The sequence below is a fragment of the Streptomyces sp. NPDC024555 genome (genome assembly GCF_055559335.1).
In genome coordinates, this window is the sequence record NZ_JBVHKV010000013.1 from 1 (window position 1) to 25,086 (window position 25,086).

At 72.4% G+C, this 25,086-nt stretch carries 24 protein-coding genes and 1 rRNA gene; 9 read left to right on the top strand and 16 right to left on the bottom strand.

Going from position 1 to position 25,086, the window contains the following annotated elements; translation table 11 throughout:
- Window positions 1-152 precede the first annotated feature (152 nt).
- Window positions 153-269: ribosomal RNA gene (rrf, locus tag ACZ4FH_RS22890) — 5S ribosomal RNA — on the top strand.
- Between the two features lie 75 nt (window positions 270-344).
- Here rrf and ACZ4FH_RS22895 read toward each other — a convergent pair.
- From ACZ4FH_RS22895 to ACZ4FH_RS22910, 4 genes are read right to left on the bottom strand one after another with little or no spacing between them, the layout of a single operon-like run.
- Window positions 345-1,010 (bottom strand): response regulator, encoded by a 666-nt coding sequence (locus ACZ4FH_RS22895; protein ID WP_467306963.1) that lies wholly within the window; start codon window positions 1,008-1,010, stop codon window positions 345-347.
- Entirely contained in the window at window positions 1,007-2,401 is a 1,395-nt protein-coding gene (locus ACZ4FH_RS22900; RefSeq protein ID WP_467306964.1) for a sensor histidine kinase, read from the bottom strand. The genes ACZ4FH_RS22895 and ACZ4FH_RS22900 overlap by 4 nt, the downstream gene beginning before the upstream one ends.
- Window positions 2,398-3,198 (bottom strand): ABC transporter permease, encoded by an 801-nt coding sequence (locus ACZ4FH_RS22905; RefSeq protein ID WP_467306966.1) that lies wholly within the window; start codon window positions 3,196-3,198, stop codon window positions 2,398-2,400. The genes ACZ4FH_RS22900 and ACZ4FH_RS22905 overlap by 4 nt, the downstream gene beginning before the upstream one ends.
- Window positions 3,195-4,163 carry an ATP-binding cassette domain-containing protein gene (locus ACZ4FH_RS22910; RefSeq protein WP_467306967.1) on the bottom strand — a complete coding sequence of 323 codons (969 nt, stop codon included), beginning with the start codon at window positions 4,161-4,163 and terminating at the stop codon, window positions 3,195-3,197. Before ACZ4FH_RS22910 ends, ACZ4FH_RS22905 begins: the two co-directional genes overlap by 4 nt.
- A gap of 167 nt (window positions 4,164-4,330) precedes the next feature.
- Between ACZ4FH_RS22910 and ACZ4FH_RS22915 the strand changes: the two genes are divergently transcribed.
- On the top strand, window positions 4,331-4,888 hold the full coding sequence (locus ACZ4FH_RS22915) for a GNAT family N-acetyltransferase (RefSeq protein ID WP_467306969.1): 558 nt from the start codon (window positions 4,331-4,333) through the stop codon (window positions 4,886-4,888).
- Window positions 4,889-4,894: 6 nt separating this feature from the next.
- On the opposite strand, the gene ACZ4FH_RS22920 is transcribed toward ACZ4FH_RS22915, so the two are convergent.
- The 10 genes from ACZ4FH_RS22920 to ACZ4FH_RS22965 form a co-directional block, all read right to left on the bottom strand.
- Window positions 4,895-6,496 carry a type IV secretory system conjugative DNA transfer family protein gene (locus tag ACZ4FH_RS22920; RefSeq protein ID WP_467306970.1) on the bottom strand — a complete coding sequence of 534 codons (1,602 nt, stop codon included), beginning with the start codon at window positions 6,494-6,496 and terminating at the stop codon, window positions 4,895-4,897.
- Between the two features lies 1 nt (window position 6,497).
- Complete coding sequence (locus ACZ4FH_RS22925) at window positions 6,498-7,916, bottom strand: ATP-binding protein (protein WP_467306972.1); 1,419 nt, start codon at window positions 7,914-7,916, stop codon at window positions 6,498-6,500.
- Window positions 7,917-7,955: 39 nt separating this feature from the next.
- The gene (locus ACZ4FH_RS22930; RefSeq protein WP_467306974.1) at window positions 7,956-9,506 is read right to left on the bottom strand and encodes an SCO6880 family protein; all 1,551 of its coding nucleotides are present in this window, start codon (window positions 9,504-9,506) and stop codon (window positions 7,956-7,958) included.
- Complete coding sequence (locus ACZ4FH_RS22935; protein WP_467306976.1) at window positions 9,503-10,849, bottom strand: hypothetical protein; 1,347 nt, start codon at window positions 10,847-10,849, stop codon at window positions 9,503-9,505. The genes ACZ4FH_RS22930 and ACZ4FH_RS22935 overlap by 4 nt, the downstream gene beginning before the upstream one ends.
- On the bottom strand, window positions 10,839-11,696 hold the full coding sequence (locus ACZ4FH_RS22940; RefSeq protein ID WP_467306978.1) for a DUF8175 domain-containg protein: 858 nt from the start codon (window positions 11,694-11,696) through the stop codon (window positions 10,839-10,841). Before ACZ4FH_RS22940 ends, ACZ4FH_RS22935 begins: the two co-directional genes overlap by 11 nt.
- Before the next feature lie 195 nt (window positions 11,697-11,891).
- Entirely contained in the window at window positions 11,892-12,200 is a 309-nt protein-coding gene (locus ACZ4FH_RS22945) for a hypothetical protein (protein WP_018101695.1), read from the bottom strand.
- 289 nt (window positions 12,201-12,489) lie between these two features.
- Window positions 12,490-13,272, bottom strand: coding sequence for a ribonuclease FAU-1 family protein (locus ACZ4FH_RS22950; protein ID WP_467306980.1), 783 nt, complete (start codon window positions 13,270-13,272; stop codon window positions 12,490-12,492).
- Window positions 13,273-13,540: 268 nt separating this feature from the next.
- A complete protein-coding gene (locus ACZ4FH_RS22955) occupies window positions 13,541-13,990 on the bottom strand; it encodes a peptidoglycan-binding domain-containing protein (protein WP_467306981.1) in 450 nt (149 codons plus the stop codon).
- A gap of 50 nt (window positions 13,991-14,040) precedes the next feature.
- The gene (locus ACZ4FH_RS22960; RefSeq protein ID WP_467306983.1) at window positions 14,041-14,718 is read right to left on the bottom strand and encodes a hypothetical protein; all 678 of its coding nucleotides are present in this window, start codon (window positions 14,716-14,718) and stop codon (window positions 14,041-14,043) included.
- Entirely contained in the window at window positions 14,715-17,105 is a 2,391-nt protein-coding gene (locus tag ACZ4FH_RS22965) for a glycoside hydrolase domain-containing protein (RefSeq protein ID WP_467306985.1), read from the bottom strand. The genes ACZ4FH_RS22960 and ACZ4FH_RS22965 overlap by 4 nt, the downstream gene beginning before the upstream one ends.
- A gap of 346 nt (window positions 17,106-17,451) precedes the next feature.
- Between ACZ4FH_RS22965 and ACZ4FH_RS22970 the strand changes: the two genes are divergently transcribed.
- The 4 genes from ACZ4FH_RS22970 to ACZ4FH_RS22985 all read left to right on the top strand — a co-directional run bounded on the left by ACZ4FH_RS22970 (window position 17,452) and on the right by ACZ4FH_RS22985 (window position 20,781).
- The gene (locus tag ACZ4FH_RS22970) at window positions 17,452-18,225 is read left to right on the top strand and encodes a helix-turn-helix domain-containing protein (protein ID WP_467306987.1); all 774 of its coding nucleotides are present in this window, start codon (window positions 17,452-17,454) and stop codon (window positions 18,223-18,225) included.
- A gap of 100 nt (window positions 18,226-18,325) precedes the next feature.
- Window positions 18,326-19,270 (top strand): helix-turn-helix domain-containing protein, encoded by a 945-nt coding sequence (locus tag ACZ4FH_RS22975; protein ID WP_467306988.1) that lies wholly within the window; start codon window positions 18,326-18,328, stop codon window positions 19,268-19,270.
- 118 nt (window positions 19,271-19,388) lie between these two features.
- Window positions 19,389-20,225, top strand: a complete 837-nt coding sequence (locus ACZ4FH_RS22980) for an alpha/beta fold hydrolase (RefSeq protein ID WP_383651386.1) — start codon at window positions 19,389-19,391, stop codon at window positions 20,223-20,225.
- 22 nt (window positions 20,226-20,247) lie between these two features.
- Window positions 20,248-20,781 carry a TetR/AcrR family transcriptional regulator gene (locus ACZ4FH_RS22985; protein WP_467307278.1) on the top strand — a complete coding sequence of 178 codons (534 nt, stop codon included), beginning with the start codon at window positions 20,248-20,250 and terminating at the stop codon, window positions 20,779-20,781.
- A gap of 17 nt (window positions 20,782-20,798) precedes the next feature.
- Here the strand turns inward: ACZ4FH_RS22985 and ACZ4FH_RS22990 are convergent, their stop codons facing one another.
- A complete protein-coding gene (locus tag ACZ4FH_RS22990; RefSeq protein WP_467306990.1) occupies window positions 20,799-21,596 on the bottom strand; it encodes a class I SAM-dependent methyltransferase in 798 nt (265 codons plus the stop codon).
- 147 nt (window positions 21,597-21,743) lie between these two features.
- On the opposite strand from ACZ4FH_RS22990, the gene ACZ4FH_RS22995 reads away from it, so the two are divergent.
- Both ACZ4FH_RS22995 and ACZ4FH_RS23000 read left to right on the top strand, forming a co-directional pair.
- Window positions 21,744-22,136 (top strand): helix-turn-helix domain-containing protein, encoded by a 393-nt coding sequence (locus tag ACZ4FH_RS22995; protein ID WP_383648042.1) that lies wholly within the window; start codon window positions 21,744-21,746, stop codon window positions 22,134-22,136.
- Between the two features lie 115 nt (window positions 22,137-22,251).
- Window positions 22,252-22,665: a VOC family protein gene (locus tag ACZ4FH_RS23000; RefSeq protein WP_383648045.1), complete on the top strand. Its 414-nt coding sequence runs from the start codon at window positions 22,252-22,254 to the stop codon at window positions 22,663-22,665.
- Window positions 22,666-22,806: 141 nt separating this feature from the next.
- Here the strand turns inward: ACZ4FH_RS23000 and ACZ4FH_RS23005 are convergent, their stop codons facing one another.
- Window positions 22,807-23,586, bottom strand: coding sequence for a DUF4232 domain-containing protein (locus ACZ4FH_RS23005; RefSeq protein ID WP_467306993.1), 780 nt, complete (start codon window positions 23,584-23,586; stop codon window positions 22,807-22,809).
- Window positions 23,587-23,805: 219 nt separating this feature from the next.
- Here ACZ4FH_RS23005 and ACZ4FH_RS23010 point away from each other — a divergent pair, with 219 nt between their 5' ends.
- A complete protein-coding gene (locus ACZ4FH_RS23010) occupies window positions 23,806-25,080 on the top strand; it encodes a hypothetical protein (RefSeq protein WP_467306995.1) in 1,275 nt (424 codons plus the stop codon).
- Window positions 25,081-25,086 lie beyond the last annotated feature (6 nt).

The following is a 25,086-nucleotide window of genomic DNA, read 5'->3' on the forward strand; positions in this document are numbered from 1 at the left end:
GTTGATAGGCCAGATGTGGAAGCCCGGTAACGGGTGGAGCTGACTGGTACTAATAGGCCGAGGGCTTGTCCTCAGTTGCTCGCGTCCACTGTGTTAGTTCTGAAATAACGAACGGCCGTGTTGTTGTCCGGTGTTGGTTAATTTCATAGTGTTTCGGTGGTCATTGCGTTAGGGAAACGCCCGGTTACATTCCGAACCCGGAAGCTAAGCCTTTCAGCGCCGATGGTACTGCAGGGGGGACCCTGTGGGAGAGTAGGACGCCGCCGAACAATCATTGTGGGAAAGCCCCGTGCCGTTGGCACGGGGCTTTTCTGCGTTTCAGGGCCCTTTCGGACCCGGTTGGTTCAGCCCGCCGACACCAGGTGGGTGTCGTACGCCAGGATGACCGCCTGGACGCGGTCTCTGGCGCCGGTCTTCGCGAGGATGCGTGAGACGTGGGTCTTCACCGTGGATTCGGCGAGGTGGAGACGGTCCGCGATCTCCGAGTTGGTCCAGCCCTGGCCGATGACGGTGAGGATCTCCGTCTCGCGTTCGGTCAGCTTCGCGATGCGGGCGTCCGGGGTGGCGGGGGCACCGGGGGCGGCCGGCAAGTGCTGGACGTAGGCGTCCAGGAGACGGCGCGTCAGGCTCGGGGCGACGACGGCGTCGCCACTGGCCACGGCCCGGACGCCGGAGAGCAGTTCCTCCGGGAGCGCGTCCTTGATGAGGAAGCCGCTGGCGCCCGCGCGCAGTCCGTCGTACGCGTACCGGTCCAGGTCGAAGGTGGTGACGATGAGGACGCGCGTACGGGAACCGGTCCTGACGATGCGTCGGGTGGCCTCGATGCCGTCGAGGAGCGGCATGCGGATGTCCATGAGGACGACGTCCGGCTGGTGCCGGGCCACGAGCTGGAGGGCTTCGTGGCCGTTGGAGGCCTCGCCGACGACGGTCATGTCGTCCTGGCTCTCCAGCAGCATGCGGAATCCGAAGCGCTGCATGGGCAGGTCGTCCGCGATGAGCACGGTCGTCACGAGGGGGAATCCTCCAGGGGCAGGCGGAGCCGTACCCGCCAGCCGGTGGCTGGGCCGGGCCGGCCCGCTTCGAGGGTGCCGTCGTACAGGGAGGCGCGTTCGCGCATGCCCGTGATGCCCTGGCCGCTGCCGGCCGGGGCGTCGTCGTCCGGTCTCGGCGCACCGTTGTCCGAGATCAGGGCCTCCAGTTCCCTGGAACGGTAGATGAGGGTGACCTCGGCCGCCAGGGACGGATCCGGGGCCGCGTGCTTCAGGGTGTTCGTCAGGGCCTCCTGCACCACCCGGTACACCGTCAGCTGCCGTCCCGGGGTGGGCGGGTGGGGCGGTGGTGTGCCGTGGCGGTGGAGGCGTACGGGGAGTCCGGCGGTGCGTACGCCGGTCAGCAGGGCGTCGAGGTCGTCCAGCGTGGGCTGGGGCGTGCGGTCGGCCTCGGCCGGGGGGTCGCGCAGGACGCCGAGCAGCCGGCGGAGTTCGGCGAGGGCCTGGCGGCTGGTGGTGCCGATGGCGTCCAGGGCCTGGGCCGCCCGTTCCGGGCTCTTGGCGGCCGCGTAGGCACCGCCGTCCGCGAGGCCGGTGATCACCGAGAGGTTGTGGCCGATGATGTCGTGCATCTCGCGGGCGATCCGGGTCCGTTCGGCGGCCGCCGCGAGGCGGGCCTGCTGGTCGCGTTCGCGTTCGAGCCGGTCGGCGCGGTCGACGAGGGCCTCGGTGTACTCCTTGCGGGTGCGGACGACGATGCCGGCGAGCGAGGCGAAGACGAGCGCGTACAGATGCGGGGCGAAGAGTGTGTTCCAGGGGTCGGGGGACTGCAGCGAGCCGATCACCAGGGGGGCGAGGACGATGCCGACCGCCCAGGCCAGGGTGCGTACGGGCTGGCGTACCGCGATGTTGAAGACCACGATCTCCTGGAGGAACGAGGCCTGGATCATCGCCCCCGTCCACACGTTGACCAGGGAGACCGGGGCCATGACCAGCAGGACGGTCAGCGGCCGGCGGCGGCGCCACAGCAGCGGGGCGGAGAACGCCGCGCTCATCGCGAGCACCAGGTGCCCGGAGACGGTCGGGTCGACGGCGACCGTACGCCAGCCGCCGGTGGAGACGTCGAGGACGGCGAACAGGACCCAGAAGGCGGTGAGCAGGCCGTCCCAGGCCAGGGGTCCGGCGCGGTCGAAGGCGCGGACGCGCTGGGTCAGGCGCTGGAGGGGGCCGGTGAGCGGGAAGCCGCCCGGGGTGTGGGCCCGGTCGCCGGGGCGGGGACCGGCGGACGGGTCACCGCCGTCGCCGGGCCTGCGCCCGTCCGCTGCCCGTTCGTCGCTCCTCCGCCCGTCCGTCGTCCGCTTCTCGTTCGCCCGTCGTCCGTCCACCGCGTGCCCGGCCCCCGTCCGTGTCATGCGTCGCGCCGCCGCAGCAGGACCGCGGCCGTGATCAGTGTCGCCGAGGCCCACAGGACCAGGGCGAGCAGGCCCCCGGCGGGGGAGGCGGCGCCGGGGAGCGGGGTGGCGGAGCCGAGCACCCCGGCGGACTGGGTGGGGAAGTAGCGTACGGCCGTCTCGACGAAGTCGTACGGGAGCATCGAGAGGACTTCCGGCAGGACCATCACGCCCCCGATGAAGGCGCCGATGGCGCCCGGGACCGAGCGGAGCAGGGCGCCCAGGCCGAGCGCGATCAGGCTGAGGAGCGTGGTCCCGGCCGCGTTGCCGGCGACGGCGCGCAGTACGCCCGGGTCGGACAGGGAGGCCGCCTGGTCGGTGTCCCGGAGGAAGATCTGCGCGACCGGGAACGTGATCAGCGAGGTGGCCAGCATGACCGCGAACACGGCGGCGGCGAACACGGCGGCCTTGCCCCACAGCACCGGGAGGCGGCGGGGCACGGCGGTGAGCGAGGCGCGGATCATGCCGGTGGAGTACTCGCCGGCGGTGACGAGGATGCCCAGGACGACGGTGCAGAGGCTGCCGAGGACGGTCCCGTAGAGGACGAGGACGACGGTGTCGATGTCGGAGTCGCCGCCGTCGGAGGTGTACGTGGTGCCCATGACGATGCCGACGGCCAGGACGAGCGCGGCGGCGGAGCCGAGGGTGGTCCAGGTGGAGCGCAGGGTGCGCAGCTTGTGCCATTCGGAGCGCAGGACGCGGGCCGGGGTGACGCGGTACGGGGACGGGGCGGGCGCGGTCTCGGAGGTGGTGGTCATGCGGGGGCTCCGGTCGGTTCGGGGGTTCCGGTCGGTTCACGGGTGCCGGTCGCTCCGGGAGCGCTGACCCGGTACTGGACGGATGCGTGGGTGAGGTCCATGAAGGCCTGTTCCAGGGAGGCGGTGCGCGGCGTCAGTTCGTACAGCGGAAGGCCGTGCGCGGCGGCGAGGCGGCCGATGTGGGCGGCGTCGGTGCCGCGTACGTCGAGTTCCTCCCGGTCGTCGCCGCCGCTGATCTCGATGCCGGGGGCGCGCAGGAGTTCGGCGAGGGCGGCGGCCTGCGGGGTGACGACCTTGACGGTGGAGCCGCCGGCGCGGGCGACGAAGTCGGTGACCGTCGTGTCGGCGAGGAGGCGGCCGCGTCCGATGATGACGAGGCGGTCGGCGGTGAGGGCCATTTCGCTCATCAGGTGCGAGGAGACGAGGACGGTGCGGCCCTGCTCGGCGAGGGACTTCAGCAGGGTGCGGATCCACAGGACGCCTTCGGGGTCCAGGCCGTTGACCGGTTCGTCGAGGATCAGGGTGGCCGGGTCGCCGAGCAGGGCGGCGGCGATGCCGAGCCGCTGGCCCATGCCGAGGGAGAAGCCCTTGACGCGGGTGTGGGCGACGGCGGTCAGTCCGGCGAGGTCGAGGACGTGCTCGACGCGGCCGCGGGGGATGCCGTGGGTGTGGGCGAGGGCCATCAGGTGGTGGAAGGCGGTGCGTCCGGGGTGGACCGAGCGGGCCTCCAGGAGCGCGCCGACCTCGGTGAGGGGTGCGCTGTGGGTGGCGTAGGCGCGTCCGCCGATGGTGGCGTGGCCCCGGGTGGGGGCGTCCAGGCCGAGGAGCATGCGCATGGTGGTGGATTTGCCGGCGCCGTTCGGGCCGAGGAAGCCGGTGACGGTGCCGGGCCGCACGGTGAAGTCGAGGTCCTGGACGACGGTGGTGCCGCCGTAGCGTTTGGTGAGTTCGTATGCCCGGATCATGGGGTCGACGCTAGGGAGCGGGCGGGGGTGCGGGCGTCGGACCGTGGGCGGGACGTGGGGTGCGGCGTAGTACCGGGGTACGACGGGGCCGGCCGGGGTGCGGGAGGGGGTCCGGCCTGCGGGGAATGCGATTGCGGGGGTGACCGGGTGCGGGTCAGGATCGGACCATGGACTACGTGATACGGGCCGTGCGGGCCGACGAGTGGCAGCGGGCGAAGGAGCTTCGGCTGGCCGCGCTGCGGGATCCGGTCGCCCACCTGGCGTTCCTGGAGACGTACGAGAACGCCGTGGCGGCCGCCGACGACTTCTGGCGGGACCGGACGCGCAACGCGTCGGAGGACGGCGAGGGCCGGGTGCGTCAGTTCATCGCGGAGGCGCCGGACGGCGGCTGGGCGGGGACGGTGACCGTGCTGATCGAGCGCCCGGACGACGAGGTGCGGTTCGGTGAGGCGGCCGAGGTCGACCAGGCCCATGTGGTCGCGGTGTTCGTGCGGCCGGAGGCGCGGGGTGCGGGGCTGGCCGAGGAGCTGTTCCGGGCCGGGATGGACTGGGCGTGGTCGCTGGACGGGACGCCGGTCGCACGGGTCCGGCTCTATGTCCACGAGGACAACGGCCGGGCGGCCGCCCTGTACCGCAGGATCGGTTTCGTGCCGACCGGGGAGAGCGTGCCGATGCCGAACGATCCGCAGGCGCGTGAGCTGGAGTACGCGGTCGCGCGTCCGTAGCGGGGCTCAGGGTGCCGTCGGGGTGCGCAGTTGTCGCGTCCAGCGGGCGCGGGCCTGCTCGGGGGAGCGCAGCAGGGCGACGGTGGGCAGGCCCTTCTCCTCTCCGGACGCGAGGAGGTCCGGCAGGGCGGGGAGCGGGGCGACGGCGGCGATGTCGTCGAGGACGAGCGTCAGGGGCGGGTCGAGGCGTCCGGCGGGCGACCGCGCGGCCGTGCGGAGGGCGTGCTCGACCACGTCTGCGGTGAGCGCGGTGAGCAGGGGCATGGCTCCGGGGCCCGAGCGGGGGTTCTCGATCGGTTCGCCGACGACGTAGAGGCTGCCGCCCTCGGCCATGAACGATTCCCGTGCGAGGGTGTCGGCCCGGTTCGGTGTGCAGGCGTCCCGGATGTGTACGGAGCCGAGGGCGCCCAGGGCCCGTACGGTCAGTTCCTGGGCCATGTCGCGGCGCTCCGGGTGGGCGGTGAGCGCGGATTCCAGGAGTCCGGCGAGTCCGGAGGCGGCCTTGGGGTGGGTGCGCAGCAGTCGTACCGGTTCGTGGCCGCTGCCGCCGAGGGCCCAGCGGTGGACCTGGCGGAAGGGGCGGCCGTCGATCGCGGCGGCGTGCAGCCAGCAGCGCAGCAGGGTTTCCGCCGTGTCGGCCGTCGCCGCGTCGATGCGGGCCTGTGGGCGGACGGGGGCGAGGAGCGCGGTCGCGCGGGCCGCGGCGCGGTCGGGCTGTTCGCATCCGCTGGTGGGGGACCAGTGGAGCCGGGCGGGGGTGTCGCAGAGGTGGCCGGGGTCGTAGACGAGGACCGGGCCGAGCTTGGCCCGTGCGTCCTTGGTCTCGGCCCAGAGTCCGGGGTCCGAGGTGACGACGAGCACGGGGCCGTCCGCCTCGCGGATCGTCGTTACGGCGGTGAGCCGGCGGGTGGCGGCGGGGCCGTAGACGACGAGGGGGGTGCGGGGCGCGGGGACGGTGGGGGGTGCTTCGGTGAGGGGGGCCGGGGCGGCCTCGCGGGCTTCGGGGGCTTCGGCTCGGTCGGGGTGGGGGTTCGGTGCGGGTGCGGGTGCGGGTGCGGGTGCCGATGCCGGAGACGGTGCGGGTGCCGGGGACGGTGCCGGTGTCGCTTCTGTGGTGCGGGTCGGGGGTGCCTCGTCCGCGTACTCCTGCGGGGTGTCGTGGTGGGGCTCGGGCCGGTGCCGGTCCTGCTGCCGGTGCGCGGACCGCTGCTCCAGGCGTTCCGCGCGCTGGCGGGCGCGGACGACGCGCCAGCGGGCGAGGACGCCCATCACGAAGACCGTGAGCACCACCAGGACCATGAGTTCGCCGATGAACAGGCCCCAGAACAGCCCGTACCCGGAGAGTTCCCCGGGCGGGGTGGCGGGCCAGGCCGCGGGCAGGTCGTGTGGGGCGGCGACCAGGCGGCGCATGGCGAGCGGGGTCTCGGCGAGGGAGACGGCCGTTGGCCAGGCCCCGTGGGCGAGGAGGCCGGCCAGGCCGGTCGCCGTCCAGGCCAGCAGGGTGAGGCCGAGGAGGAAGGCGATCAGCCCGACGAGGAGTCCGTCGGGGATGCCTCCGCCGCTGCCGCCGCTGCGTCCGCGTACGTCGCCCTGACCCGTACCCGCCACGTCAGGCCACCGTGGACTCGGACGATTCGGTGAGCCGCTGGCCGTGCTCGATGCGTGCCGCGCGCTCCTCCGCCTCCAGTTCGGCGGCGCGTACGTCGTCGGGGAGGAGGCCGCTCGCGGAGGACTCGGTCATGGCGCGGTCGGTGAAGACGAGGGGGCGTTCGGCCTCGGTGATCAGGTGTTTGACGACCTGTACGTTCCCGTTGACGTCCCAGACGGCGATGCCGGGGGTGAGCGTGGGGATGATCTCGACGGCCCAGCGGGGCAGACCGAGGACGCGGCCGGTGGCTCTGGCCTCGTCGGCCTTCTGGGCGTAGATGGTGCGGGTGGAGGCCATCTTGAGGATGGCCGCGGCCTCCCGTGCGGCGGCTCCGTCGACGACGTCGCTGAGGTGGTGGACGACGGCGACGAAGGAGAGCCCGAGGCGTCGGCCGAACTTCAGCAGGCGCTGGAAGAGCTGGGCGACGAACGGGGAGTTGATGATGTGCCAGGCCTCCTCGACCAGGAAGATGCGCTTCTTCCGGTCGGGCCTGATCCAGGTGTGCTCCAGCCAGACGCCGACGATCGCCATCAGGATCGGCATGGCGATCGAGTTGCGGTCGATGTGGGAGAGGTCGAAGACGATCAGCGGGGCGTCGAGGTCGATGCCGGCGGAGGTCGGTCCGTCGAACATGCCGCGCAGGTCGCCGTCGACGAGCCGGTCCAGGACGAGGGCGACGTCCAGGCCCCAGGCCCGTACGTCGTCTATGTCGACGTTCATCGCCTCGGCGGACTCCGGCTCCGGGTGGCGGAGCTGTTCGACGATGTCCATGAGGACGGGCTGGCGGTCGGTCGTCGTCTCGTTGACGTAGGCGTGGGCGACCTTGAGGGCGAAGCCGGAGCGTTCGTCGAGGCCGTGGCCCATGGCGACTTCGATGATGGTGCGGAGCAGGGCGAGCTGGCCGGTGCTGGTGATGGACGGGTCGAGCGGGTTGAGGCGGATGCCGCCGTTGAGGGCGGCGGTGGGGTCGAGGCGGATGGGGGTGAGGCCCAGCTCCTGGGCGATCAGGTTCCACTCGCCGACGCCGTCCTCGCCCTGGGCGTCCAGGACGACGACCTGGCGGTCGCGGAAGCGCAGCTGGCGCAGGACGTAGGTCTTCTCCAGGGCCGACTTGCCGTTGCCGGACTCGCCGAGGACCAGCCAGTGCGGGGCGGGGAGCTGCTGCCCGTACAGCTGGAAGGGGTCGTAGATGTAGCCCTTGCCGGAGTAGACCTCGCGGCCGATGATCACCCCGGAGTCGCCGAGTCCGGGCGCGGCGGTGGGCAGGTAGACGGCCTGGGCCTGGCCGGTCGAGGTGCGGACGGGCAGCCGGGTCGTCTCCACCTTCCCGAAGAGGAAGGCGGTAAAGGCGTCCGACAACGCGGACAGCGGATCTCGCATGGCGTGACTGACCTCCCTCTCGGTGTCGCGGACTGGCGGTTAGCGGCGGATGCCGGTGGCGAACGGCAGGGTGTTGACGAACGCGCGGTGGTGCTCGCGGTCGCACCACTCCAGCTTGAGGTAGGACTTGCCGGCCGAGGCGCGGATCGTCCGCTTGTCGCGGGCGAGGGATTCGGGGGAGCGCGACGACACGGTGATGTACCCCACGAGGTTGACCCCGGCCGCGCCGCTGGCGAGATCTTCACCCCGCTGGTCGAGCCGGCCGTGGGCGGCGATGTCGCGGGGGTCGACGGTGCGGTTCATCTTGGCCTGGCGGCTGGCCTCGGCCTCGTCGTTGGTCTTCTCGGTGAGCATGCGCTCGATGGCGACCTCGGTGGGTTCGAGGTCCATGCAGACCGCGACTGTACGGATCACGTCGGGGGTGTGGACGAGGAGCGGGGCGAGGAAGTTGACGCCGACGGGGGTCATCGGCCACTCCTTCACCCAGGCCGTGGAGTGGCACCAGGGGGCGCGGGTGGAGGACTCGCGGGTCTTGGCCTGGAGGAAGGTGGGTTCGAGCGCGTCGAGCTCGGCGGGCCAGGCGTTGCGCTTGGTCATCGCCTGGATGTGGTCGATGGGGTGGTCGGGGTCGTACATCGAGTGCACGAGGGAGGCCAGGCGGCTCTGGCCGAGCGGCTGGCGGACCCGGATGTCGGCCTCGGCGAGGCGGGCGCAGATGTCGGTGAGCTCGCGGGCCATGACGACGGCGAGACCGGCGTCGCGGTCGAGCTTGCGGCCGGCCTGGGGGCGGGCGGCGCGGGCCATGGCGTGGGCCTCGGCGGCCAGCTCGCGGGTGTAGTGCATACAGGCGACGAGGTAGGCGCGGTGCTGCTCGCTGGAGGTGGAGACCATGGACTGGAGTTGGTCGTAGGAGTCCTGGAGCCAGGTCGGGGAGGTGGGGTCGCCGCGCTGGCCGACGTCCTTGGCATGGGCGTCGGGGTCGGCGGGGAGGGTGCGGGCGAGCATCTGGATGCGGGTGACGAAGCCGTCGCCGTTGGCCACGTGCTTGAGGAGGGTGCCGAAGCGGTCGACGAGGGCTTCCTGGTCCTCGCTGTCGCGGAGGCCGACGCCGGGGCCCTCGATCTCGATGGCGGCGGTGACGGTGCGGCGGTCGGCGTGCAGCAGGACGGCGATCTCGTCCGGGCCGAAGGGGGCGGCGAGCCAGCTGATGCGGCCGATGCCGGGGGGCGGGCCGATCTCGACCTCGCGCCCGTCGGCGCGGACGCCGGCCTCCATGGCGGCGGAGCGGTAGGTGGTGCCGCTGCGCAGGGTGCGCTTGAAGCTGCGGTTGATCTCGAACCACTTGTAGAAGGTGCGGTGCTTGTACGGGACGTAGACGATCGCCAGGGCGAGCAGCGGGAAGCCGGTGAGCAGCACGATCCGCAGGGAGAGGACGGGGATGAGCAGCCCGCTCATCATGCCGAGGAACGCGCCGCCGATGATCAGCGCGATCTCGCCGGTCTCACGGTTCTTGCCGACGATCGCGTTCGGCCGGGCGCGGCCGATGAGATACGTACGGCGGGGCGTGATGGGCTGGGCCTGCGTGCTCAACGCCCGCCACCTCCTGTGCTCTTGTTACCTGAACTGCCTGGTCCGCCGGTGCCGCGGCTGCCGTGCGGGGTGCCGGAGGTGGGGCCCGAACCGCTGCGGGGCGGGGGCGCGGATCCGCCGCCGGACCCGCTCCCGGAGGTGCGGGAGCTGTGTGCGGCGACGCCGCCGCTGACCGGGTTGGCGGGGCGGGCGCCGCCGGAGCCGGCGGAGCCGTTGTCCTGGCCGCCTCGGCTGCTGTGGGTCTTGATGCCCTGGGAGACGAGGGCGGCGGGGGAGCTGATCAGGGCGGCGGCCTGGGAGCCGTCGGTGGCCTGCTTGCGGTTGGTGCGGGCGCCCTGGATCTCGTCGCCGAAGCCGGGGACGAAGCGGTAGATCATGCCGGAGGCGAAGATGGCCAGCAGGATGATGGCGAGTCCGGAGACGACGGCGGAGAAGGCGTCCGGGCCGCCGTCGGAGGACAGGGCGCCGGCCAGTCCGAGCACGATGACGATGACCGGTTTCACCATGATCACCGCGATCATGATGCCCGCCCAGCGGCGTACGTGTCCCCACATGTTCTTGTCGACGAGCCCCGCGTACACGACGGTTCCGAGGAGGGCGCCGACGTAGAGCAGGGCGGCGCGGATCACGAGTTCCAGCCAGAGGATGCCCGCGGCGAGGATCGACACCAGTGAGACGACGATCAGCATGATCGGGCCGCCGCCGATGTCGGAGTCCTTCTTGAGCGCTTCGGCGAAGGACCCGAAGAACACGTCGGTCTGTCCGCCGGACGAGGAGGCGATGACCTCCGTGACGCCGTCGGTGGCGGACACGATCGTGTACAGGATCAGGGGGGTGAACGCCGAGGCGAGCACCGTGAGCCACAGGAAGCCGATGGCCTCCGACAGTGCCGTGGTGAGCGGCACGCCGCGGATGGCGCGCTTGGCGACGGCGAGGAGCCAGAGGACGAGCGTCAGCACGGTGGAGGCGGCGAAGACGATCGCGTACTGCTGGAGGAAGCGGGTGTTCGTGAAGTCGACGTTCGCGGTGCTCTTGACGGCGTCGCTGAGCTTCCCCACGATCCACGCGGCGGCGTCGGCGCAGCCTCGGCCGAGGGAGGTGAGGGGGTCTAGGGCGGGGTCGGTGCTGTTGGGGGTCTTTGCCTTGGGGGCGGGGTCGCCTTCGCAGTAGTCCTTGGCGAGGCCCACGATCAGATCACATGCGTCGTCGCCCTTGGACGAGGGTGAGGGCGAAGGAGACGGTGAGGGCGCGGCTGTGGCCTGTGCGGCCAGCAGGATCACCAGAGCCGGCAGGCTGCCCAGGACAGCGAGTGCACGTGCGCCGTGGCGGCGGTTAGCGGGCATAGACGAAACCTCCGTATCCCTCGACCGCGTCGGCGATTTCATCGGCCGAGGACGCCCGGTTGTCCCCGTTGACAGGGGTAGGTCCTTCGGTCTGGCTGGACGACTCGATCTTCCAGTCGTCGCCGACCCACTTGAGCTTCTGCGTGATCGTGAACCAGGTCTCGGTCACGGGCTTTGTGGACCCTTCTCCTGCCATGCCGACGAGACCGGTGCACCAGACCTCGACGGTTGCTCTGTCGCCACTGCCCTCGACGACCTTGGTGCCGACCGGAACGGTCCGTGAGACGAAGGTCAGGCCGTTTGGAGTGCTGCCGTCGTCGTTGAGGCCGACGTTCTTGAGGAAGTTCGGCGAGTAGGCCGCGTCGAGATCGGAGACGAGCTTGTCCGCAATCGCCGGATCGTGGATTGCCTGGACGATGTTCTGCCGGGACGCCCGGTTGAACATGTCAGCGGAACCCAGCGCCACAGCGAAGTTGGACGCCGCACTCTGCGCCCCCTGTTCGTCATGTGCGAACCCCGACGGGATCGCCCCGTTCTTGCCCGTCACCGGCTTTGTGCCGGTGGGGGAGGTCGGGGTTGAGGTTGTGGATTTGTCCTTGGTGCCGGAGGGGCCGTTGTTGTCGGTGTCGTCGCCGCTCATGTTGGCGAAGGCGATGGCGCCGAGGAGGACGACGACGACGCCGACGACGGTGACGAGGGAGCGGGAGGTGCGGGCGGGGCGGCGGGGGGTGTAGGGGTCGCCCTCGCGGTCGGGGAGGCGGGTGCGGGTCTGGCGGGTGCCGCCGATCGTGCTGTAGCCGTCGCCGGAGCGCCCCGAGTCGCTGCCGTAGCCGTCGTCGTGACTCATGCCGCGTACGCCCCCTCAACCGTTGCCTGGACCATGCCGTGGTACGACGGTAGCCGTGCTGGTTCCCGCGTGGACGCGGTGTGGTGACTCGACATCAGGGAGACGCAACCTCTGCCGGTGGGCACGACGGGCGGATGACGGTGGATGGCGGACGGTGGGGCCGGTGGGGCGGGTCCGGCGGTGGCCGGCGGTCGGTCAGACCGCCATCCCGTAGACGATGGTGAACAAGGTTCCCAGCGATCCGATGATGAACACACCGGTCAGGCCCGCGACGATCAGTCCCTTGCCCTGTTCCGCGCTGAACGTGTCGCGCAGCGCGGTCGCCCCGATGCGCTGCTTGGCCGCGCCCCAGACCGCGATGCCGAGGCAGAGCAGGATCGCGATCGCCATCACGACCTCGATCATCACGCGGGCCTCGTTGCCCAGGGTCCCGAACGGCCCCCAGTTCGGGGCGATTCCGCCGATGATGGTGGTGATGTCGCCCTTTTCAGCTGCCAGGATCATGTAAGTCACCGCCCCTGTTGGGTAGTTCGGAGCCCGCGCCGCACGGCGCGGGTCACCCTCTATCTTCGCTGATGAAACTGCTCTCGTACGACGACTTGTCGGCTCTCTTTACCCGGATCTCGCACATTTGACCGGTCTGGCGGTTCTGACCTGCGGATCGAATCGATGTGTGGGCTATATACGTATGGTTACTCTGTGTATCACGGTGGGTGACGCCGGGCAATGATTGTCCTCGCGCCACCCTGGCCGAGACCTGTGCGCACACGGGATGCGCTGCTCCGGCCGCCGGTCAGGGGCCCTGCGTGGGGCTGTGGAGCAGCGGGTGACGGGGGATCAGGGGGCGGGGCGGGGTCCGCCAGGCGGGCGGGGGCCGGAAATCGCACCAGGAGCCGTCGAAGGGAAAGGTTCCGGCCTCGGCGAGCCGGGCCACCCGGGCTCCCTCGGCCCTGATGGCGACGGCCTGCTCGGCGGTCCAGTAGGCGGGGTGCCCGGTCTTCTCGGCGAAGGACTCCTCGTCCTTCCACCGCCAGGTCCGGTCCGGGGCCACGTTGAGGTCGAGTTCGTGGTCGGCGATGTCGATGTCGTCGCCGTGGTGGACCCGGTGTTCGAGATTGACGTACCAGCCGCGGAACCTCCGTCTGCGGCCGAAGAGCCAGAGGACGGAGTGGGCGGCGTCGGTCGGCTGGTAGAAGAGGGCGTCGCCCATCGGCCAGCGTCCGGCGACGACCGGGTAGCCCCCGGCCGGCCGCTCGTCCGGGGCGATGTCGCGCAGGTGGGTGGCGCCGCGCGGCAGCGCCGTACGCCACATCGGGGTGCCCGTCTCCATCCACACCAGCTGGCCTTCGGGCGTGCGTTCGACGAGGCGTACGGGGACGGAGGTGCTGAGGTGGCCGCCGATGAAGAAGTTCCAGTGGAGGATCTGCCCCGGGCGGTGCGCGGGGGTGTGCAGGGGGGCGTGCGTGGAGCTCTCGCGGGCGGCGCCCGCGGCCGGGCTGCCGTCGGCTATGCGCTGGGGTGCGCGGGCGCCGTGCTGCGCGCCCCCGCTCGCGACATCCTGCTTGTCGGCTTTCATGCATTTGATCATGCCCGCGGTGGGTCGCCGGGACACGTACGCGGCGCAGGGCCCGCCGACGACCGGCGGGCCCTGCGTGGTGCGGGACGGCGAGCGGACCGTGTGTTCCGTCGGACGGCCTGTTAGATCGTGACGCGGCCGCACTCGTCGTGGCCCGGGGTGCCGGGCGGACCGTGCGTTCCGCCGGACGGCCTGTTAGATCGTGACGCGGCCGCACTTGTCGTGGCCCGGGGTGCCGGGCGGACCGTGTGTTCCGTCGGACGGCCTGTTAGATCGTGACGGAGCTGCACTCGTCGTAGCCCGGGGTGACGGGCTTGAAGTACCAGCTGAGGGCGCGGGCCGTGTTCGGGCCGTAGATGCCGTCGCCCGTGACCCCCGCCCTCTTCTGGGCGCGGATCAGGGCCAGCCGGGTGTTCTCGCCGAACTCCCGGTCCACGCTGAGCTTCTCGCCGTAGCACTTGTTGAGGGTCAGCTGGAGGGCCGATACGGCGTTGCTGTTGGAGCCCTTGCTCATCTGGCAGGTCTTGTTGGTGTTGTACGAGGGGATCTTCGCCTCGCCGGCCCACTCGATGAAGCTTCCGCGGACGGTGACGGTCGAGTTGCACCAGCCGATGGCCGCCGCGGGCGTGGCGGTCAGGAGGGTTCCGCCCATGCCCGCCAGCACCAGGGCGCCGGTGGTGAGGGCGGCCTTCGTGCGGGTGATGCGGGTCTTCGCCATGCTGTTTCTCCTCGGTGTGTGATGGGTGAACGCGGTGCGGGACGGGGTGGTCAGCTGTTGGTGCGCTGCGCCTGCGCCAGGCGGTCGGCCTGCCTGCGGCGTTCCGGGGTGGCCGGGTCCTCGGGGGCCCCGGGGCGGGGCCCGTCCGCGCGGCCCGAGCGGTCGGCCAGGGCGCGGGTGAGGCGGACGAGGGTGCGGGTTCCCGGTTTCACGTCGATCTGGAAGTGGCCCGGTGCGGCGGGGGCCAGGTCGAGGCCCCAGCGCACCGTGCCCTCGCAGTCGGCGAGGATGTCGCGGATCAGGGCGGTCTGGTGCGGCCACAGGCCGTCGGCCGCGGCGGGCAGCACGAGCGCGGTGCCGGAGAGGCGGTTCGAGGCGTACGCGGCCGGGACGGCGCGGTCCGTGGTGTGGCCCAGGACGTCCGCCGGGCCGCGCAGCGGCAGCACTTCGTAGTGCCAGCGGCGCGCCACGTGCAGGAGGACGGCGGCCGCGGCGGGGTGGAGCGCGACGGTGGCCGGGGATCCCTCGACGGCGAAGGTCTCGACGGCGTCGGGGTCGATGCGCCAGCCGTTGGCGCTGCGGTCCCCGTTCCAGGGCGTCGTACCCGGGACGGGCGCGGCGGGCGCGGCGGGTGCGGTGCGGGGCGAGGCCGCCGCCGGGTGCGGCAGGGCGAGGAGCGCGGCGGTCGCGCCCGCGCCGGTCAGGAGTGTGCGGCGGTCGATGGTCATGAGGCGCCTCCTTCGGCGTCGACCCGGTCGGTGAGGGCCCAGCGGAACCCGAGGAGGAAGGAGTTCAGTTCGGACGCGGGGATGGACGTGGGCAGCTGGTCGGAGTCGAGGCTGCGCATCTGCATGAGGTCCCCGATGCTCTGCCAGATGTTGTCGCCGGTCAGGACGCCCTTGGCGAGGCGTTCGACGGTCGCGTAGTCGGCGCCGAAGCGGTTGGTGTAGAAGCCGCGCCAGCGCGCGTCCGCGTTGATCTCCCCGGCTGTCAGCTGTCCGTAGTACTCGGACACGGCCTGGGACAGGCGCTGTCCGGACGTGAGCCGCCGGCTGAGGTTGAACGCGTCCGCGTCCTCGATGAAGTCGCCGTATCCGAAGGTGGAGTCCACATCGGTGCGGGCGAGGCGGTCCTGGCAGAACGCCAGGCCGGTGGGGTACGCGTCCCGGTTGTTGCGCCACTCGACGTAGAAGGTCACCAGGTCGCCGCCCCAGCCGGCGCTGTCGGCGAGGCTCGCCTCGGCGGTGGAGTGGGCGTGGCGCACGAAACCGGCGGTGGAGGCCATGAGGTGCTGGGTGCCGATGCGCGCCTGGGTGAGGGGGTCGACCAGCTCGCGGAAGTCGCCGATGGAGACGGACCGCGCCCGTACGTGGGCGATCCAGTCCTGATCGATCCGGCCGAGCAGCACCGTCCACGCCGGGCTGTCGTAGAGGCCGTACCGGAAGAAGTCCGTGACCAGCCGGTTGCGGCTCATGCCGTCGGGGTTGGCGTAGGAGTCCGCCGCGGCCTCCAGCTTCTGGAGGCCCACGACCAGGTCGTCGAGGCCGGGTGCCGGATCGTTCACCGATCCGGAGCCGGGGTCGGTGGTCGGCCGCCAGACGTCGTGGTCGAGGTCCCGGACGCCGTCGCCGTCGAAGTCGTACTCGCGGATCTGGTTGATCGACCAGTTGCGCGGCAGCGGATAGCCGAGGTTCCCGGAGAAGCCCCAGGACATGCCGCTGACGAAGGACCAGCGGGCCCCGGTGTTGCGGGAGACCTGCTCGCACACGTTCCGTGAGCCGTACACGCCGAACTGGTAGTAGCTGCCGTGCTGGGCCAGGATGGAGCGCACCCCTTTGAAGTACGGGATGACGTACTGGTTGATCTCGCTGCCGATGGCGTCGTAGTCGACGGCGAAGTAGATGCAGGTGCCGCGGTTGAAGCCGAAGCCCTTGGCCTTCCGGTAGGCGTTGTAGCCGTCCGCCAGGCCCCGCTCGTACGTGAACTCGCTCGCCGAGCCGCCGTAGTACTGGGAGATCGGGAAGACCCTCAGCCCGGCCTCGAAGATGGTCTGGAGTTCGCCCGGTTTGATGACCTTGTCGAGCCAGCCGTTGTCGCCCTCCTTCAGCTTCTCGTCCAGGTAGCGGCCGACGAGGCGGTAGCCCGCAGCGTGCAGGGCCTCGCCGCGGGTGGGGGTGATGGCCGTGATGCCGTCGCAGCCGGCGGCGCCGCGCGTCGGGTCGCCGGTGGAGACGAGGAGCTGCGCCCAGGCCTGGTAGTCGCCGATGTCGGTGGCCGGCTGGGGCAGGTGGGAGAAGGCCTTGAAGGTGCGCAGCCATGCCCCGTGCTCGGCCGCGGTGAAGGAGAAGCTGTACGGGTACTCGCCGAAGTCCTCGTCGTACGTCGGGGAGTTGAACAGGCAGGCGGCCTTGAAGAGGTAGCCCAGCGGGGTGCCGAGGGCGTCGGGCGCGACGGGGTGGCTCTTCAGGCCGGCGATGGTGCCCTCGCCGAAGTTGCCGGTGATGCTGCCGGGCGCGATGCCGATCTCGTACTGGATGGCCATCATCAGGCCCTGCTGGACGTCGCGCGAGTACACGCCGTCGCAGGGGACGAGACGCATGGCGGGGATGCCGGACTGGAGGACGTAGCGGTAGTTCAGGTGCCGTTGGATGCCCTGGACGAGGGTGCTGCCGTCGGGGACCAGGCGGAACTGGTCCATGCGCAGGAGCGCCTGGACGACCCGGGGCCACATCTCGGTGCCGATCGCGACCTCGGGCGGGCAGCCCATGCCGGTCCACAGTTCCCTGAGGGAGCTCTGGGCGGTGGCGTCCCAGGTGTCGGGTGTGGCGGAGCCGTAGTACCCCTTGCACCACAGCGCGTAGTTGTAGATGCGGACGATGTTCTTGTTGGTCTCGGCGTCGGGGCGCAGGTCCCGGGCCTTGACCTTGGCGTAGGTGCCGGGGCCGAAGTTCTGGACGACGGGTGAGATGCCGAGTTCGTGCTGGAGGGCCTGGGTGAGGCTGAGGACGGTCTCCCAGCCGGTGTTGCCGTCCGTGTCGCAGTCGATGTACCCGTCCACGCCGGCATAGGTCTCGTTCACCCATTTCTGGGCCGCGAGGACATTCGGGTCGGTCATCGTTCCTCTCCTGGAGGTCGGTTGGCACGGGTCCGGGGGAGGAGGGCCAGGGCGCGGGTACGGGCCGGGCGGCCGGACCGGAGCTCCCCCGAGGACCCCGGTCCGGCCGCGGGCACGACGGACGCGGCGGGGACGGAACTCCCCGCCGCCGGTGCCGCACCGAGCATCCGACGGCCCGGCCGGTGGGCGCCAGCGCTGTGGAGGAGGTGGGGCGATCACGGGACCGGGCCGCGCTGACCTGCGGTGATCGCGTCCCGGCTGGGGTGGTCGCGGGACGGACGCGCACCGGGGCCGGTGTTCTGGCATGCTGACGCCCGGCGCAGCCGGACGCAGATGTGGGGGGACCATGGCGCGGTGGAAGGGTCTGCCGGATTCGCTCGATCCGTATCTGCGGCAGCTGGTCGTGCTGATGCGCGAGCACAAGGACCGCCAGGATTTGAGCATCGCCGCCCTCGCGGCGCGCACCGGTTTCGGGAAGTCGTCCTGGGACCGCTATCTGAACGGGCGGGCGTTGCCTCCGGAGGAGGCCGTCGAGGCGCTGGCCCAGGTCTGCGGGACGGAGCCGGCTCCGCTGCTGGAGCTGCGGGAGCTCGCCGCGGCCCCGCGCGAGGAGACGGACGCGGACGGTTCCGGGCCGGCGGAGGCCGGGCCGGGCGGCCGGCAGCGCGTCCCGTGGGCGGCGATGGTGCTGTCCAGCGCGACCACGGCCGTGGTGATGCTCCTCGGCCTGGTGCTCCTCGCGCCCTGGGAGGGGTCCGGCGGCCGGACGGCCGAGACCGCCGACGCCCGGCCGCAGGCGGGGGCGGTGCACCCGAGGCTCGGGACGTTCGCGTACAAGGCCGGGACGACGTACGAGTGCCAGGTCGCGCGGGACGAGGAGGACGGCCTGCTGTACGCGGGCTACAGCCGTACGCGCTCCGAGCAGTTGCAGCGCGACGCCTCCCGCTGGTCGGTCGTGGAGGCGCAGTGCCTCCTGGAGCACCACGGGGTGCCGCCGGGCGGGGTGGACGGGGCCTTCGGCAGCAACACCGACCGCGCGGTGCGCCGCCTCCAGGACCGGGCCGGGATCGCGGTGGACGGGATCGTGGGGCCGGACACCTGGAAGGTCCTGCGGAAGTGAACCGGTTCGCGTGCGGGGACGCGCCGGGCGGTACGGCGGCTCCGCACGGCGTGCCGGCCGCCTCCGTGCGCGCGGGCGGGCCGGGCGGGCGGAAGGCCGGGTGCCGGTGACCGCGGACGGGCGCGCGCTGCCGCCGGAGTGGGCGGCGCTCTGCCGGACCCTGCGGGAGCTGCGCGCGGAGACGGGCCTCAGCCTGGCGGCGCTCGCCGCGAAGACCCCGTACAGCAAGTCGTCGTGGGAGCGCTACCTCAACGGCCGCACGCTGCCGCCCCGTCAGGCCGTCGAGCAGTTGTGCGTCCTGGCCGGGGCGGACTCCCGCCGGCCGCTCGCCCAGTGGGAGCTGGCCGAGACGGCGTGGAGCGGCCGGGCGGCGGAGACGCGGACGGAACCGCCGGCCGGTACGGCACCGGGCGCGACGGCATCCGACGGGACGGCATCCGATGGGGCCGCATCCGGCGGGACGGCATCCGGCGCGACGGGGCCGGCCCGGAGCGCCTCGGCCCGGGGTGTCCCGGAGGCCGGTGCCCGGTGGTGGTCCGGGCGCCGGGCGTATCCGTGGGTGCTCGGCGCGGTGGTGCTGGTCGTCGTCGCCACGGCGCTGACGGTGCTGCTCCGCCCCGGTCCGCCGGCGGATCCCGGCCCGGCCGGGGGCGGGCCGGCGGCCACGACGGCGGCCGTGGGGCCGGGCTGTCACGGGGCCGGCTGCACGGGCAAGGACGCAGAGGACCTGGAGTGCTCCAACTTCGCGGAGCCGCCCACGACCCTCGGGGAACAGCGCCTCGACGGAACCGTGGTGAAGGTCCGTCACTCCGCCGTGTGCGAGACCGTCTGGGCCCGGATCGACCGGGGGACCCAGGGCGACGTGGTGGAGGTGCTGGTCCCGGGCGTGCGGACGCAGCAGACCACGGTCAGGGACCGGTTCGACGCCTCGGCCTCGGTCTCCACACCGATGGCCGCCGCGGCCGATGAGCTGCTGACGCGCGTACGGGCCTGTCTGGTCCGGGAGAACACCCGGCACTGCTTCACGGCCTCGGGCGGGGGCTGAACGGCAGCCGGTCCGTTGACACCCTTGGCTATTGAAGTTAGCTTTTAGCTATTCCATTTAGCCAAGGGTGGGTGGGCGGGTGACCCGGCCGGCCGGCTTCGTCCCACAGGGGGTTGTGATGACCGAGTACCTCACCGTCGACGGCGGCACCATCGCGTACGAGGTCGCCGGGGCCGGTCCGCTGATCGTGCTCGCGCACGGCATGGGCGACAGCCGCGCCGCGTACCGGGCGATGGTCCCGTCGCTGGTGGCGGCGGGGTACCGGGTGGCGGCCGTCGATCTGCGCGGCTGCGGCGAGTCCAGCACCGCCTGGTCCGACTGGAGCCGCACGGCGATCGCCGGTGACCTGATCGCGGTCGTACGCCACCTGGGCGGCCCGGCGGTCGTCGTCGGCCACTCGATCTCCGGCGGAGCGGCCACGATCGCCGCCGCCCTGGAGCCCTCGCTGGTCAGCGCGGTCGTGGAGCTGGCACCGTTCACCCGGAAGCAGTCGGTCCGCCTGGGCGACCTGCGGGTGAAGCGGCTGCGGCGCGGGATGACGCGCCTGCTCGGGGCCGGGCTGTTCGGCAGCGTGCGGCTGTGGCGGGCGTACCTGGACGTGGCCTACCCCGGGACGAAGCCGGCCGACTGGACCGAGCGGCTCGACCGCGTCGGGGAGCTGCTGAGCGAGCCCGGCCGGATGAAGGCGCTCCAGGGAATGGGCCGTTCCGCGCCGACCGACGCGGGCGCACAGCTGGGCAACGTCCGCTGCCCGGTGCTGGTCGTGATGGGTACGCTCGACCCCGACTGGGCCGACCCGCACGCGGAGGGCTCGGCCGTCGTCGGCGACCTGCCGGCCGGTCTCGGCCGCCTCGACATGATCGAGGGCGCCGGGCACTACCCCCACGACCAGTTCCCCGACCAGGTGGTCTCGCTCATGCTCGCTTTCCTCGGATCGGACGCCGTCCGTGCCTAGGGCCGGTCTCGACACGGCGGCCGTGGTCGCGGCCGGTGCCGCACTCGCCGACGAGGTGGGCCCGGGGAACCTGACGATGGGCTCCCTGGCCCAGCGGCTGGGCGTCCGCGCCCCGTCCCTGTACAAGCACGTGGCCGGCCAGGAGGACCTCAACCGCCGCATCGCGGCCCTGGCGCTGGAGGAGGCCGCCGAGACGGTCGGCGGCGCCGTCCAGGGATACGCGGGCCGCGACGCCCTCGCGGCCGCCGCGCGTGCCTTCCGCGCCTTCGTCGTCGAGCACCCCGGCCGGTACGCCGCCGCCCTCGGCCTGGCGCCCACCGGCCCCGACGACCCGCTCGCCGCCGGCAGCCGCAGCCTGCTCGCCGTGTTCTCCGCCGTCCTGCGCGGCTACGAGATCGCCGACGCCGACGTGCCCCACGCCCTGCGCATGCTGCGCAGCCAGTTCCACGGCTTCGCCACCCTCCAGGCGGCCGGCGGCTTCCGCTGGAACACCGACGTCGACGAGAGCTTCGACTGGATGATCACGTTCATGGACCGGGGGCTGCGGGCCCTCTGAGAAGACGGCCCGACCCGTCACCCCTCCCGGACCCGGCGCCCTTCCCGGCCCCCGGCCGTCGCCGGACCGGCCACGGCCAGACTGACCACGTACCGCTCCTCGACCGACCCGTCCGGGAAGACCTCGCCCAGGACGGCGCGCTCCTCGGCCATGAAGGCGGCGGTGGCTTCCTCGCCGAGGACGAGGAAGTCCGAGTAGCTGGCCAGGTTGGCAAGATGGGTGGCGAGGGGGACGCGGCGGGTCCACTCCACCTGACGGCGGACGAAGCCGAGGGCGGTGGGCAGCCGGCGGAACCGGGCCAGCGGGTCGTGCGGGCGGTCCTCGGCACCGAAGAGGCGGCGCAGCCGGGTGTCCTGGGCGGCGATCCAGGGGACCGAGGCGTCCGAGTCGTTCCACCAGAGGGCGAGCGCGCCGCCGGGGCGCAGGACGCGCAGGGCCTCCGGGACGGAGCAGTCCGGGTCGGTCCAGTGCCAGGCCTGGGCGTAGGTGACGAGGTCGACCGAGGCGGAGGCCAGGGGCAGCCGGTTGCCGTCCCCGAGCACCAGCGGGACTCCGGGCAGCCCCCGCCGGAACTGCGCGGCCATGCCCGGCCCCGGCTCCACCGCGACGACGTGCGCGCCGCGTTCCCGAAGGAGCCGGGTCCCCAGGCCGGTGCCCGCGCCGACGTCGGCGACCCGGGCACCCGCCAGCGGGAAGCCGGTGATCTCCTCGATCGCGTCGAGCAGTCCGGCCGGATAGGAGGGGCGGTTCGCGGCGTAGTCGGCGGCGGCGTGGTCGAACGAGAGTGCCTGTGCGGAGCTGCTCGTACGCGTCATACGGGTCATCCTGCCCCTCCGCCCCCGTCCGCAGCACCCGCTTCGGGAACACCCGTACCCGCTTCGTTCCGCGCGGGCTCGGCCGCCGGGCATGATCGGGGCAGGCCGGGAGCGGACCGGCCGCGGCAGGAGCAGGGGAGGGGCCGCATGAGCCGTGCCACCGAGGAGTCCAACCGGCGGATGCTGCGGGCCAGGGACGCCATGGACCGCGCGTACGCCGAACCGCTGGACGTTCCGGCGCTGGCCCGGCTCGCCCATGTCTCCGAGGCGCACTTCTCGCGGACCTTCCGCGCCACGTTCGGCGAGACGCCGCACCGCTACCTCCAGCGGCGCCGCGTCGAACGCGCGATGTTCCTGCTGCGCGAGACCGACCGCAGCGTCACGGACATCTGCTTCGAGGTCGGCTTCGGCAGCACGGGCACGTTCAGCCGCACGTTCAGCGCCGTCGTCGGCAGGTCGCCCCGGGCGTACCGCAGGGAGGCGGTGGCCGCAGGCGTCCCCACCTGCTTCACGATGGCGTGGACCCGGCCCAGCGGCTGAACGGCTGATCGGGCACGGTCACGGCCATCGCCATGGCCGCCGGGGCCGGGCGGTGCCGCCGGGACTGAGCAGTTTCGGATAAGTTTCCGCGCCGCCGCCTCCCTAGCCTGGACGCATGTTCACCGCCATCACGCATTCGCAGATGTACGTACTCGACCAGGACGAGGCCCTCGACTTCTACGTCGGCAAGCTCGGTCTGGAGATCGCCGCCGATGTCGACCTGGGCTTCATGCGCTGGCTCGCGGTCAGCGTTCCGGGGCACCCCGAGCGCCAGCTCCTCCTGGAGCGGCCGGGTGCGCCGGCGATGTCCGAGGAGACGGCGGCGCAGGTCCGCGACCTGATCACGAAGGGGGCGATGGGCGGCTGGCTCATCCTCACCACGGACGACTGCCGCAAGACCTACGAGACGCTGCTCGCCCAGGGCGTCGAGTTCACCGAGGAGCCCACCGAGCGCCCCTACGGCATCGACTGCGGCCTGCGCGACCCGTTCGGCAACCGCCTGCGCTTCACGCAGCCGAAGACCGCCTGACCCGGAAGCCGGGCGGCCCGGACACCGGGATCCTCCCGGAATCGGGCCCTTTCACGCCGGAACCCCCTGCCGGACCGTACGCATGCGGTCGGGCAGGGGGTTCCGGCGTGCCCGGGGCTCCGGGCGCGGTCCGGCGGCCGGTCAGGGCTTGGTGTTGGCCGACTCCATGGAGGACACGGCGTCGGCGATCGAGCTCCGGTAGAGGCCCAGCTTCGCGGTGCCGACCTTCGCGTCCGGAGGGAGCGGGTAGCCCACCTGCTCGGCGTTGGACATGTTGTCGCCGTCGGGGAGCACGCTCATCTCGTCCACCCAGGTCACGCCGTTGCCGCCGCCCGGGTTGAAGTCGAGGACGGCGATGGCGGACGCCCCCGGCTTGACCGGGTACGCCGGGGCGCCCCCGAGCCCGCCCGGGACGAGCGGGATGATGTCACCGCTGTGGTCCGTGGCGTTCTGGGCGCCGAGGCTGACGCGCGGGTAGTAGCTCAGACCGCAGGAGGTGGGTGCGTTGTTCGTGACCTGGATGACCTGCTGGGTGGGCGCGCCGTCCCGGGGGTAGACCCGCACCGTCAGGTTGGCGCTCGGGCACGGGTGCTTGTACGCGTAGCTGTCGCTGGTGTCCCCGCCGCCGCTGTCGCCGCTGGAGGTGCCGGTCTTCGTGGCGCCGCCGTTCGACGTGCCCGAACCCGAGCCGGAGGACTTCGCGGAGTCGCCGCCGGACTTCGAGGAGTCCGTCGTGGCCGAGGAGTCCGAGGCCTGGCCGCCGTCCTTCGACGTGGTCGTGGCCTCGGCGGAGGACGCCGGGCCGGCCGACTTCGTGCCGCTGCCGTCGTCGCCGCCGCAGGCGGTGAGAGCGAGAGCGAGGACGGCGGTGACGGCGGCACCAAGGGTGGCGGTGCGCTTGCGGGTGCGGATCGTACGCATGAGGAATCCCCGGTTTGTGTGGCGGTCGAGTGTGACGGTGCGGTCGCGGCCCGGACTCAGCGGCGAACCGCTCCCCCGCCTGGCCTGCTGACTTCTGAAGCTTCCCGCCCCCCGCTCATGTTCGGCTAACGCCTCCCTGACGTCCCGCTGATGTCCGTCCGGCGCGTCGCGGCCCGCCGGGTCGGGCAGGCTGGGACGGGACGGGCGCATGCACCGAACGTGGCTGTGCGCTACGTCACCCGTGACTTCTGCGGTCTGATCACCGTTAGATGTGATGTGCCCAAGCCTGCCGTCTCGGTCGAGACCCCCTCGTTGACCGCTCCGGAACCCGCGCCCGTGCCCTTCCTTCTGACGCCACGGCAGGGGGACGCGGCGCGCGCACTGCTGTCGTACGTGGCGGCGATGCCGCTGGCCTCGGCCGATGCGCAGTTGCTGGCCGTCGTGGTGGGGATCCGGGCGGCGCGGACCGGGGTGGGCAATCTGACCGGGACGGATCTGCGGTCGCTGCGGCTGGACGATCCGGCGGGGGCCGTCGCGGAGGTGGAGGCGGCCGGCTGGCAGGTGCCCGACGCGCTGCTCCACGGGGAGCCGGACAAGCCCGCCGGCATCGTGGTGCCGGAGATGGCGCCGGGGCCGGACCATGTGATGCCCCTGGGCAAGGGCACCCGGTCCAAGGTCTCGGGATGGGCCATGCGGGCGCGGATGGCCAAGCCGGTGAGGAAGACCTCGTCGGCGGCGCGGCTGGCCGCCCTGTTCCTGGCCGCGCACAGCACGGACGAGCTGGTGGGGGAGGCGCCCGCCGACTTCCCCGTCGTCTGTTACGGGGCGGTGCCGGTGCTCCTGGAGAAGGGGTTCCTCGCCGAGATCACCGGGCGTACGTACCGGCTGGGCGACAGCGTCCGGCATCTCGCCGGGCTCTTCCGCACCCCCGAGGAGGCCGCCGCACTGGAGGCCGCCGAGGCCGGGCGGCGGGAGGCGAAGCAGGCGGCGGCAGCCGCCGCGCTCGTGGAGGCCACCCCCGCGCAGTGGGCCGCCTGGAAGGCGGACCTCAGCCCCGCGCTGCTGCGCCATGTGGAGACGGTCGAGCGGTGCGCGCTCTGCCAGTGCACGTTCCCCCGGGTGACCAAGGCCTTCATGTCCGAGCCCACCCCCGTGCCCGCGCCCCGGCCCGAGGACGGCGCTCTTGAGGCGTGGCACCTCCGGTATCCCGACGCCGGCCGGGAGGCCGCCGAGTTCACCGTCGCCTTCCGGGCCGAGCACGGGCACGGCCCGTCGTACGGACAGCTGTGGAAGGGCCTCGGCTGGAAGAAGCTCTCCCGGGCGCTGCGCGGCCTCGTCATCAGCGGGATCATCGCCGACGGCTGGCTCACCGACACCGCCCCCGTGCCGTGGACCCTGCGCCCGGGGAAGGCCGCCCAGGCCCAGGGGATCACCCTGCCGGGCCAGGCGACCGCCGGCCGGGGCGCGGCGAAGGGCGCGGGCCCGGCGCGGTGAGGCCGT